Below are 11,571 nucleotides of genomic sequence, written 5' to 3'. Positions count from 1 at the left end.
ATTCAACGTATTTATTTAAATTCTCCTAATAATTAGGTTAAAGGGCGTCCCTTTTTACCAAATTACTGGTATGATTGTTTAATGTTATCAAATTAAAGGAGAGTTTTCACCATGCGTTCATCGCGCCATCAACGATTAAACCGTCGTAAAGTAGTAGTATTTATTTTAATCATTCTTGCTGCATTCTGGGGAATTCATCATTTCACTGCAACAAGTTCCCGACTCAAATCTGCCTGGAATAAGATTGTTTATACTTCAAACAATAATGTCGCTATTGCCGTTTATTCACCGAAAACTCACCGAACATATACATCCTCAAATGTTCCAGGACATAAATTTCACATGGCAAGTACAGTCAAAGTAAGCATCCTTGCCGGTCTTCTGGTTAAGCAAAATGGTTTTCTTTCATCACACCAAAGCTCTTTAGCCAAGCAAATGATCGAAGCAAGTGACAACAATTCAACAAATAAGTTATTTGATGATTTAGGTGGTCAGGAAGGCCTTCAATCTACGTTTAATCAATTTGGGATGACTGATTCAACTGCCAATACATCTTGGGGACTTAGTACAACTACCCCTAAGGACCAGATTAAACTCCTTAATAATATTTTCTATAAGTCAAAAATTCTTTCCTCAAATTCCCAACAGTACATTAATAACTTAATGAGTAATATCGAGAGTGACCAGCTCTGGGGAGTTTCAGCTTCAAGCAATCATTTTGCCTTAAAGAATGGTTGGCTCGAATACGGTAAAGAAAAGTGGATCATTAATAGTATTGGTTACGTTAAAACCGAGAGTGGTAATTCATACACTATTGCAATGTACAGTGATAAAAACCAATCCATGCAAACCGGTGAAGAAGTCCTTAACCAACTTGCCCGCGTTACAAAGCCAATTTTAAATTAGAATTTTATTACTACATTATAAGTAACCACTGAACTTTAATCAGCTGAAGTTCAGTGGTTATTTTATTGAGGAAAGTTAGATTGAGCTATAATAGATATAATATGGTCTGCGTCATTTTAAGTAAGGAGAAGTTAAAATAGGTATTCAGTCAAACATGCTAAAACTTGCTGATGGTAATAAAATTCCCCAAGAAGGATTTGGCCTTTACAAGATTACCGATCAAGTAACCATGAATAATTCAATCCAAGCAGCTTATCAAAATTGTTATCGCCTTTTTGATACCGCTCAACTATACGGAAATGAAAAAGAGGTTGGTCAAGCTTTTAAGAATTTAAGTATTTCCCGGGAAAACATTTTTGTAACTACGAAAGTTTCCGAAGCCAACCAGGGTTACCAAAGTACAATTGATTCCGTAAAGAAGTCATTAAAGAAACTGCAAATGGATTATGTTGATCTATTACTAGTCCATTGGCCAATTCAACGAGCCTTTTTTGACACTTGGCGGGCTTTTGAAGATCTAAAGAAAGACGGTTTAACTAAATCAATCGGTGTTAGTAACTTTCAGATTATTCACCTCCAATATTTAACAACTCAGGCTAACGAAATGCCGGTCGTTAATCAAATTGAACTTCATCCGCGACTAACTCAAAAGCCAATGCTTAAGTACGACCAGGAACACCAAATTATCACCCAGGCTTGGAGTCCTCTCGGTCGGGGTGTCGTGCTTGATATTCCTGAATTAAAATCAATTGCCAAACAACATAATAAATCAACTGCCCAAATTATTTTGCGTTGGCACCTCCAAAATGGTGTTTCATTTATTCCAAAATCTGTTCATCCCGAACGAATTAAGCAAAATGCTGATATCTATGATTTTGAACTATCGACAGATGAAATGAACCAAATTGATGCTCTCAACCAATACCTTCGTACCGGCCGTGAGCCAGAATTAACTTACGAAAATAACCACCAATATTAATTACTCATCAAAGGCTTCTTGGAATGGATTTCAATATCATTTCTGGAAGTCTTAAAAAAATATTTTCCGCTTATTCACTTTTTCACTTTCATAACAAAAACTTCTGTTTTCGCATTCTCATAAGCTTTCATTTCTGTTTTCATAATATGCCAATTTAATAACAATGAAAATGATTACATTTTCTTTGATAAACGTTTGACATTTAAAAAATGCCATTGTATATTATTCACATAAGCTAAATGATAAGCGTTTATCAAAACTAAATTTATGGAGAGTAATTTGAACTATGAATAACAAAAATTCAATGGTTACTAAACTCGCTTTCTTATCAGTTTCCTTCATGGTTACTAGTGCCTATGCCATTCAGGGTTCACTGCCTCAATTAAAGGCTGCATTAGGAATCAGTCAACCACAATCGGAGTACTTGGTTACTACTCCTTCATTTGCGGTAATGATTTTCGTTGTCCTTTCACCATTACTTCAACAATGGTTTAACATTTCTGACAAAAAGATCATCATGGCTGGTGTTACCATCGTCGGGATTGCTGGGTTGGTTCCAATGTTTATTAGTAACTACACCATCATCTTGATTTCTCGCCTAATCCTGGGTGCTGGGTATGGGTTATATAACTCCCAAGCTATTTCCTTAATCTCAGTTTGGTACCAAGGTGAAACTCGGGCTCAAATGCTTGGTTGGCGGGCTGCTGCCGAACAAATTGGTCAAGCATGTACTCTTGCTGTTGCCGGTTTACTTCTTAACTATGCCGGTTGGCACGCATCATTCCTTGTTTACGCCTTTGCATTCGTTGTTCTCTTCTTCTTCGCAATGCGGGTTCCAGATGATAGTAAAGCCCAAGACGACAATATTGCCGAAGATGACTTAGCTGAAGAGTTAACGGATGAAAAGCCACAAGAAATCACAAAGATTAGCCCAGTTGTTTACCTTCTTGTTTTGTTTGCCTTCCTGTTGGTTGTTGACTATGTAGGAATGGAAAACCGTTTCCCTGGTTTGTCTGTTGCCATCAATGGTGAACAATACACTGGCTCATCGATGTTCCTTTCATTGATGTTGATTGGGGCAACTCTTGGTGGGATTTGCTACGGACCAATTAATAAGCGCCTTGGCTTTGGAACTGTTTACCTTGGTCTCGGCTTAATGGCCCTTTCAAACTTCCTCTTTGGTTTTGCTGGTCATAACTTCGTATTGATGGTTATTGGATTGCTCTTAATTGGGTTCCCACTTCAATTAGTTTCACCATTAATCTTCAACTTACTTCCTGACTTGGCACCTGCCAACCGTCAACCATTAGTTACATCATTATGTTTGATTGGATTTAACTTTGGTTCATTCTTCTCACCAACTATTGGTCAATGGACAAACAATCTGCTTGGTCAACCATTAAGTGGCCTGGGTCTTGCAGCTCCATTCCCGGTTTATGGTGTTGTCTTGATTCTAATCGGAATCATCATTTTCTTTGCAAGTCGTCACGCACAAAAAGCTTAATTAAAATTAATTAGGAGGGTTTTCATTATGCCTATTCAAAACAAAGCAATGTTAATTACTTATTCTGACTCAATGGCTAAGAACATTAAGGAAACTCATGAAGTCCTTAAGAACTACATCGGTGATGCTATCGGTGGTGTTCACTTACTTCCATTCTTCCCATCAACTGGTGACCGTGGTTTCGCACCATACCGTTATGATGTTGTTGATTCAGCATTTGGTAACTGGGATGACGTTGAAGCCTTAGGTGAAGACTACTACTTAATGTTTGACTTCATGATCAACCACATCTCCAAGAAGTCAGTAATGTACCAAGACTTCAAGAAGAACCACGATGATTCTAAGTACAACGACTTCTTCATCCGTTGGGAAAAGTTCTGGGAAGCTGCTGGTAAGGGTCGTCCTACTCAAGAAGACATTGATAAGATTTACAAGCGGAAGGACAAGGCTCCTGAACAAGAAATCGACTTCGATGATGGTACTAAGGAACACCTTTGGAACACATTCGGTGAAGAACAAATTGATATCAACGTTAAGAGTAAGGTTGCTCAAGAATTCTTCAAGCAAACTTTAACTGACATGGTTAAGCACGGTGCCGACTTAATCCGTTTGGATGCCTTTGCTTACGCTGTGAAGAAGGTTGACACTAATGACTTCTTCGTTGAACCAGAAATTTGGGACCTCTTAAATGAAGTTCGTGATATTCTTGCCCCATACAAGGCTGATATTTTGCCAGAAATCCACGAACACTACACTATTCCAGAAAAGATTTCTGACCATGGTTACTTCGTTTATGACTTTGCATTACCAATGACCACCCTTTACACTCTCTACTCTGGTAAGACTAACCGCCTTGCTAAGTGGTTAAAGATGTCACCAATGAAGCAATTCACTACCCTCGATACTCATGATGGTATCGGTGTGGTTGATGCTAAGGACATCTTAACTGATGATGAAATTGATTACGCTTCTAACGAATTGTACAAGGTTGGTGCTAACGTTAAGCGGAAGTACTCAAGTGCTGAATACCACAACCTTGATATTTACCAAATCAACTCCACTTACTACTCAGCATTAGGTGATAATGATGATGCTTACCTTCTTTCCCGTGCTATCCAAGTCTTTGCACCTGGTATTCCAATGATCTACTACGTTGGTTTATTGGCTGGTTCAAACGACCTTGAATTGCTTGAAAAGACTAAGGAAGGTCGGAACATCAACCGTCACTACTACACTAAGGAAGAAGTTGCCAAGGAAGTTCAACGTCCAGTTGTTGCTAACCTCTTGAAGCTTCTCTCATGGCGGAACAAGTTTGCTGCCTTCGATCTCGATGGTTCAATCGATGTTGAAACTCCAACTGAAACTACTATCAAGATTACTCGGAAGGACAAGGACGGCAAGAACGTTGCTGTCTTAGATGCAGATGCTGCTAACAAGACCTTTACTATCACTGCTAACGGTGACGAAGTAATGAGCCAAAAGTAATTTAAAAATAAGCCGAATTATAATCCCTTTCCAATTAACATCAATTAATATGTTCGGTGAAAATAACAAAAATGGTGAAAGTAATTGCTTTCACCATTTTTTGTTACCCTTAGTAAATAATGTCATTGAAAGCGCTTTTATGGTACGATAAACATGAAGTTGTATTGTTAAGTTTTATCGTAGGAGGCTGATATAATGGCATTTCAAAACATAACGGTTGCCGGGACAGGTGTTTTAGGAAGCCAAATTGCTTATCAAACCGCACTAAACGGTTTTAACGTAACTGCTTATGACCTCGATCCAGGTGCTGCTCAGAAACGAGTTAATGCATTAAAGGAAAGCTACCAAAAAGACTTAGGCCTGAGCGAAGAAGAATTCAATGCTGGTCTTGATCGCCTTACTTTCACAAATGATCTTGGTGAAGCAGTTAAGGATGCGGATTACGTAATTGAAGCTTTACCAGAAAAGCTAGAAATCAAAGAAGATTTCTATAAACAACTCTCACAGTTAGCTCCAGCAAAGACCGTCTTTGCCAGCAATTCTTCAACCATGGTGCCAAGTCAACTAGTTAAGTTTGTTGACCGGCCAGCAAAGTTTCTCCACATGCACTTCGCTAATAAGATTTGGAAATGTAATGTTGCTGAAATCATGGGGACTAAGCAAACCGATCCAAAGGTTTTCCAAGAAGTTGTCGACTTTGCTCACGCAATTAAGATGGTACCAATTCCGATCCATAAAGAACAACCAGGATACGTCCTTAATGCGCTCTTAATCCCATTTGTAATTAGTGCAATGGCCCTTTGGGTAAAAGGCGTTGCAGATCCTCACACCGTCGACAAGGATTGGATGATTTCTACTGGTTCACCCGTTGGCCCATTCATGATGCTTGATGATGTTGGCTTACGGACAGTTTGGAACATTGTCGATAACCTTTATAAGGCACGTCACCAAGAAGAGTTCAAGCCGATTGCCGATAAGCTAAAGGAAATGATTGACACTGGTCACGAAGGACTGGAATCAGGTCAAGGATTCTATCACTACCCGAACCCAGAATTTGCTGATCCTGATTTTCTAAAGAAGTAGAAGGGAGCACGTCACTATGTCATTTAAAAATATTACTGTCGCCGGTGCCGGAGTCTTAGGTAGCCAAATTACTTACCAGATTGCACTTAGTGGTTTTAAGGTTACCGTCTATAATCACCATATTAATACCGCTGAAAGCCGAATTAACGCACTAAAAGCTGATTACCAGAGGGATTTAAACCTCAGCGATGAAGAATTTCAAGCTGGGTTAGACAACATCACCACAATTACCACCGACCTTAAAGAAGCAGTGAAGGACGCAGACTATGTTATCGAAGCTCTTCCAGAATCACTTGAACTGAAGGAAAAGTTCTATGCCGAACTCTCTAAGGTTGCCCCTGCAAAAACAGTCTTCACTAGCAACTCCTCATCCTTTGTTCCTAGTCAATTAGTACAATTTGTTGATCGACCAAGCAAGTTTTTACACATGCACTTTGCTAATAAGATTTGGCGGTTTAACGTCGCTGAAATCATGGGAACCGACCAAACCGATCCTGCTGTCTACCAAGAAGTAGTTGAATTTGCTCGGGAAATTAAGATGGTTCCAATCGAACTCCATAAAGAACAACATGGTTATGTCCTTAATGCTGTTCTCATGCCCCTCCTTGCTTCTGCAATGCAATTATGGGCAAATGGCGTTTCTGATCCCCAAACTATTGATAAAGATTGGATGATTTCCACCCATTCACCAATGGGTCCATTTATGATCCTCGATATGGTTGGTTTACGGACCCCATACCAAATGGAATTAAATGCCTACCAGACTACTAAAAATGAGATTCACCAAGTCATTGCACAAAAGTTAAAAGAAATGATCGATGCCGGACATGTTGGTCAAGAATCTGGTCAAGGGTTCTACCACTACCCAAACCCAGAATTTGCTGATCCTGATTTTCTGAAGAAGTAAATTAATCAATTTACCAAATAAAATGAGGATGGGAAAAACAAAACATTTTTCCCATCCTCTTTCTGTCGCTAATAGTCTCCAAACTTATAGAGTCTAATCGCGGGAATTAACCAGAGCCTTAGAGGCTAACGCAGCGGAGCAAGCCTATTTGGCTACGAACGATTCTGATGATTTCATCATCATTCATCGTTCTAGGTTAACCAACCGGGCTCTCAAGGAGGTTAATTCCCAGCTTCGTCTTATTAACTATTCTTCATTACCAGATAATGCACCCAGAAGAGCAATTGCTATTAAGTACCAAGCATTAGTATCATCAATCATTGGCAATTCCGCATCACTAATGGTCTGCTGCTCTGCTTCTTCTTGAGGTTGCTGTGCCTCTTTTCCTGGTTGCTGAGTGGTTGGCTCTGGTTGCTGTTGAGCAGTTGTTGGTTGGCTATTTTCTTGAACAACCTCAACTGGTGATGAAGGCGTCGTTTGAGTCTGCTGAACCTCTACCTGCGATTGAACCGAAGAATGTTGAACTGGCTGCTGAACATTTTCTTGAACAATAACCTCTTGTGGATTATTAGAAGGTTGAGGTTGTCCGTTTACCGGCTGTTGTTGCTCCTGTGGTGCTGATTGAACAACAACTTCTTGCGATTGTGGAGCCGTTGTTGATTGGGCTTGCTGATTAGCTGGTTGTTGAACAACTATTGTTCCAGCAGGTGACTCTTCAATCACTCCCTGATCACCGCTATTTACTGTCGGTGAAGGCTGTTGGACAGCTTGGTGACGCAAAACTGTAACATTATAAGTTGCGACTGCAGGAGTATTATTATCATCCGTTACCTGGATATTAACTCCCTTTGGCTTCCCAAAATATTCAAAGTCAGGTGAAAATGTCACTAACCCAGTAGTTGGTTCCAAAATATAACTACCAATTCCAGTAATAGTAAGCTTTTCAGCATTACTTACTTGACCGTTAATAATAAAGCGTGCCGGGTGGTTAGCATCAATCCGAGCCATCACTTGATCACTTCCACTAGTGATTCTGACCTTAGACGTTTGGCTTTGCCCCTGCTCACCAATTGTTGGTGCAATCTTAGCACTTGGACGCACAGCATCAACTGTTGGTTGGTACTGAAGAATTGTTGGTTCGCCGCTTGCAGACATTACCCGAATAGTAGCCTTGTCTGGTTGGCCAATAAAGTTCTTATCTGGGATGAAAGAAACGGTCCCACTACTTTCATCAATTTGGAAACTTCCCACAGTCTGACCATTTTTCGTTGCGTTTGCTTGCTTACTTGCTTGACCATTACTAATAATATCGATTGGTGAATTAGGATCAAGTGGCCGGCCAGGCTCATTAGGACTTGAAACAATCGTAATTTGAGAAGTCTGGGCAACTCCCTGGATTGCATGGGTATTTTGTAACTGGATCCCCAAAACTGCTTGACTAAAATTACCGAGATAACTGTGACCATCCGTACCATAGGCAATAAACTGAATTGGTTGCGGACGACCAACAAAGGTTCCACTTGGCTGGAATATAATCTCATTGTTTCGCCGATCAAGACGGTAAACACCAATTTTTTCGTTATTTAAAATTGCGTCCATTGTCTGAGCACCCGTAGCACTCCCGTTAACCCAGAACTTAATATCCTTAACACCGATATTTGATGGTTTCTTCTGCTTAATCTTACTCTCAAGGCTAGTCCTCTGGTAGAAAGGATCAGTTATTGGGTTATCTTCTTGAGTGATAACTGGGAAATTATTTTTAATGGAGATTTTTCCATGCTGTTCTTTCCCTTGCCAACCAATTGTTACTGGGCTAGATACTTTTCCATAAATAATTTTTGGTTGGAAACGAACAAAACCAATATAACCAAAGTTACTATCAGATAGAATGACGTAAGCCGGTGCAACAGGTCCGTTATAAGTCGGATCAGTTAATTCAAAACTAACCGTTGCACCACGATGGGCACCCTTTGACGTTAATGTATAAGTACCAATATTGGTTTCAGGAACCGGCTTATCACTTTCATCTATCTTTTGAGCAACCATTTTTACTGAATTCCGTCCAGTATCAATATAATTTCCTTCAACCCAAATTGAAGCATTCTTGCCAAAAGTTTGGTTTAAATTATTTGTAAGGGTCATCGGACCAAAAGTAGCTGGCCACATTTCATCTCCTGAAGTGCTAACACTATAAAAGTGCTCCAATTTAATCTCTTGGGTCTCATTTGATAGGTTTGCAGTCGTTTGTCCAACTAAACTGTAATAAACAATATAGTAAACGTCAATATTCTCCGTCGGATCCTTTAATGTTGCAGGATCAAAAGTACTAATAACTCTCCCGTCACTAGTTACTGCAGCATAACCGCCTTCAACAGGGATCCTTATTTTCTTAAATGATCCATCCTCGTTTCGCGTATAAGGAATTGAATGTAATTTTTCTTGTTTTAATGCCTGATCCAAACTATGAAGAATAACCGATCCATACTGTTCCTGACCATCATCAAAATATTCATTATTAGCAACAGATAGTTGACTTGTATCTATTGGTTGATTTTGCTCATTGATATTCATTATCCCACCGTCACTTTATCTTTCTAACTTACTATACAGACTCTAATTATGGTTTGCATCCCATCATGGTAGTAAGTTGCTTTTCTTTGCATATTATTACCCATTATCAAAAAAGTCCTCGTGAGAACTATCACTAATGGACCAATAAAAATATTTCCTTATTAAAAGTAAATTTTTAATTTACTTGTTCTAGGTTCTCAGAATAAATCCTATATCTATTGTAGGTCGAATGCAATTATTATCACGATCTCTACCTATTAATTTTATAATAAAGATTTAGTTCTTCCTTACACTTTTATTATAACCCACTAAAGCACTTTGGAAGATTATTTTAAGAACTTAGAATGGTATAATATGAAAGAAAAGAAAGATAATGTCTTTAGAAAGGGAGTAATTAAATGGTAATGAATCCTAGCAAGGCTCAAGATGTCTGGAAAGATGTCGGTGAACATGTCCAATTTACAGTCCTTGAATTAAACCGTAAAGATCAAGCAAAAGAACAAGAGGCAATCCAAGAGTTTGTTGATCGCTACCAAGCAATTATCCGCTCATTAAGAATCCGGGATAATAAAGGTAATTTAAAGACTGCACTTGGATTCAGTAGTGACGCATGGGATTATCTTTTTCCAAATGCTCCTAAGCCTAAAGAACTTGAACCTTACCAGACCCTTTCTGGCGAAAAATATACGATGCCAGCAACCAAGGGTGACATTTTTCTCCATATCCGGGCAAATGACGAAGCTGTTGTTTATGAATTGCTTCGCCAGTGTCGTCTTTTCCTAAAGGACTTCACTACGGTAGTTGATGAAACAAAGGGCTTCCGTTACTTTGAAGGTCGAGCAATTATCGGTTTCATTGACGGAACAGAAGCTCCTCAAGTTGAAGATGCTGCCCACTATGCCATCATTGGGGATGAAGACCCATTCTTTGAAAATGGCTCCTACGCCTTTGCTCAAAAGTGGCGTCACCACATGGACATTTGGAACCAACTAACAACTGAAGATCAGGAACGAGCAGTTGGGCGAAAGAAATTTAGCGACCTTGAACTTGAAGATGGCGAAAAGTTTGCTAACGCTCATAATGTTGCTTCACAAGCAAAAATTAACGGGGTAGAGCAAAAGATTATCCGGATGAACGTTCCTTACTCCGATCCAGTCGCTGGTAATACCGGTACTTACTTCATTGGTTACTCTCGTTACTGGAAGGTTACCAAGACAATGCTAGAAAATATGTTAAAGAAGAACGATTACCTTCTTTCATTCTCCGACATTCTTTCTGGCCAACTATTCTTCATTCCGTCTCGGCCATTACTTGAGAAGATTGCTGACGGTGAACTAAACTAAAAGAACTCTATAAATTAAGAAAAGCTAACGACTGCTTGAACAATCGTTAGCTTTTTTATTAGGAATATTTTAGCCAAGTCTCTTTAGCCAATCTAAAAATAGCGGGAACCAAAGCGCCATATGCTCATCAGTCCGGTTATTATTTACGATTCCCGTATACTCGTTTGCTAATGCTAAGCCGTGGTTTCCCGTACTAAATTCATGAAGTTCTACCGGAACATTGTGCTCTCTTAATGCTTGGACATAGGGAAGGATGTGTTCATCAAATGGGGTTAACTCATCATTAAACGATCCCCAAATAAAAGTTGCTGGCGTTGTCTTGTTAACTAACCGAGTAACATCTTCAGTAGTAACGCCCATCCGTTGATCGATTGTTGGCTTAGTTACCGGATAACCTAAACCTACAAACTTGGCCTTTGTGTGAGCGGTATTACCGTATGCAGCAGCTAATTGGCCTCCAGCTGAAAAGCCAAGAACTCCCAAGCGGTTAACATCAACGTCTAATTCTTGCGCATGGGCAACAATATGATCAAATGCTTGAGCAACAGCAGATTTGGCCGCCTGGTAGTCCTTATGCTCAACTACCGGGTAACGAACAACAAAAGCCTGAAAAGCCTGACTAGCCAAGGTAATTGCTACCCGTTCGGAATCACGCTCCATAATCTTGTTATAACTGCCACCGGGGATGATGACAACACCAGGAAGCGGTTCATCACTATTACTGTGGTAAACGTCAAGGGAAGAATAAGATTGAAATAGTGAAACGTTTTGAATATCCATTAATATCGCTCCT

At 39.6% G+C, this 11,571-nt stretch carries 9 protein-coding genes; 7 read left to right on the top strand and 2 right to left on the bottom strand.

The window, feature by feature from the left end; all coding sequences use genetic code 11:
* Positions 1 to 111 precede the first annotated feature (111 nt).
* The 6 genes from NFR46_RS01115 to NFR46_RS01090 all read left to right on the top strand — a co-directional run bounded on the left by NFR46_RS01115 (position 112) and on the right by NFR46_RS01090 (position 6,864).
* Positions 112 to 906 (top strand): serine hydrolase, encoded by a 795-nt coding sequence (locus tag NFR46_RS01115; protein ID WP_251574069.1) that lies wholly within the window; start codon positions 112 to 114, stop codon positions 904 to 906.
* 136 nt (positions 907 to 1,042) lie between these two features.
* Positions 1,043 to 1,885 carry an aldo/keto reductase gene (locus NFR46_RS01110; protein WP_251574186.1) on the top strand — a complete coding sequence of 281 codons (843 nt, stop codon included), beginning with the start codon at positions 1,043 to 1,045 and terminating at the stop codon, positions 1,883 to 1,885.
* Between the two features lie 286 nt (positions 1,886 to 2,171).
* On the top strand, positions 2,172 to 3,389 hold the full coding sequence (locus NFR46_RS01105; protein WP_251574067.1) for an MFS transporter: 1,218 nt from the start codon (positions 2,172 to 2,174) through the stop codon (positions 3,387 to 3,389).
* A gap of 27 nt (positions 3,390 to 3,416) precedes the next feature.
* Positions 3,417 to 4,874: a sucrose phosphorylase gene (gene gtfA, locus NFR46_RS01100; RefSeq protein ID WP_251574065.1), complete on the top strand. Its 1,458-nt coding sequence runs from the start codon at positions 3,417 to 3,419 to the stop codon at positions 4,872 to 4,874.
* Positions 4,875 to 5,069: 195 nt separating this feature from the next.
* The gene (locus NFR46_RS01095) at positions 5,070 to 5,957 is read left to right on the top strand and encodes a 3-hydroxyacyl-CoA dehydrogenase (protein ID WP_251574063.1); all 888 of its coding nucleotides are present in this window, start codon (positions 5,070 to 5,072) and stop codon (positions 5,955 to 5,957) included.
* Between the two features lie 16 nt (positions 5,958 to 5,973).
* Positions 5,974 to 6,864 (top strand): 3-hydroxyacyl-CoA dehydrogenase, encoded by an 891-nt coding sequence (locus NFR46_RS01090; RefSeq protein WP_251574061.1) that lies wholly within the window; start codon positions 5,974 to 5,976, stop codon positions 6,862 to 6,864.
* A 246-nt stretch (positions 6,865 to 7,110) separates the two neighbouring features.
* Here NFR46_RS01090 and NFR46_RS01085 read toward each other — a convergent pair whose 3' ends face one another.
* Positions 7,111 to 9,435, bottom strand: a complete 2,325-nt coding sequence (locus NFR46_RS01085) for a hypothetical protein (RefSeq protein WP_251574060.1) — start codon at positions 9,433 to 9,435, stop codon at positions 7,111 to 7,113.
* Positions 9,436 to 9,833: 398 nt separating this feature from the next.
* On the opposite strand from NFR46_RS01085, the gene NFR46_RS01080 reads away from it, so the two are divergent.
* Positions 9,834 to 10,778 (top strand): Dyp-type peroxidase, encoded by a 945-nt coding sequence (locus NFR46_RS01080; RefSeq protein ID WP_251574058.1) that lies wholly within the window; start codon positions 9,834 to 9,836, stop codon positions 10,776 to 10,778.
* 69 nt (positions 10,779 to 10,847) lie between these two features.
* Here NFR46_RS01080 and NFR46_RS01075 read toward each other — a convergent pair whose 3' ends face one another.
* Positions 10,848 to 11,558, bottom strand: coding sequence for an alpha/beta hydrolase (locus NFR46_RS01075; protein ID WP_251574056.1), 711 nt, complete (start codon positions 11,556 to 11,558; stop codon positions 10,848 to 10,850).
* Positions 11,559 to 11,571: the final 13 nt, after the last annotated feature.

The organism is Limosilactobacillus agrestimuris (assembly GCF_943193105.1).
Classification (GTDB): domain Bacteria; phylum Bacillota; class Bacilli; order Lactobacillales; family Lactobacillaceae; genus Limosilactobacillus; species Limosilactobacillus agrestimuris.
This window is presented reverse-complemented; position numbering and strand designations above follow the sequence as displayed.

Excerpts from the sequence above, each read along its gene's own strand:
- NFR46_RS01115 (WP_251574069.1), top strand. The coding sequence starts at position 112 with ATGCGTTCATCGCGCCATCAACGATTAAACCGTCGTAAAGTAGTAGTA.
- NFR46_RS01105 (WP_251574067.1), top strand. The coding sequence starts at position 2,172 with ATGAATAACAAAAATTCAATGGTTACTAAACTCGCTTTCTTATCAGTT.
- gtfA (WP_251574065.1), top strand. The coding sequence starts at position 3,417 with ATGCCTATTCAAAACAAAGCAATGTTAATTACTTATTCTGACTCAATG.
- NFR46_RS01095 (WP_251574063.1), top strand. The coding sequence starts at position 5,070 with ATGGCATTTCAAAACATAACGGTTGCCGGGACAGGTGTTTTAGGAAGC.
- NFR46_RS01090 (WP_251574061.1), top strand. The coding sequence starts at position 5,974 with ATGTCATTTAAAAATATTACTGTCGCCGGTGCCGGAGTCTTAGGTAGC.
- NFR46_RS01085 (WP_251574060.1), bottom strand. The coding sequence starts at position 9,435 with ATGAATATCAATGAGCAAAATCAACCAATAGATACAAGTCAACTATCT.
- NFR46_RS01080 (WP_251574058.1), top strand. The coding sequence starts at position 9,834 with ATGGTAATGAATCCTAGCAAGGCTCAAGATGTCTGGAAAGATGTCGGT.
- NFR46_RS01075 (WP_251574056.1), bottom strand. The coding sequence starts at position 11,558 with ATGGATATTCAAAACGTTTCACTATTTCAATCTTATTCTTCCCTTGAC.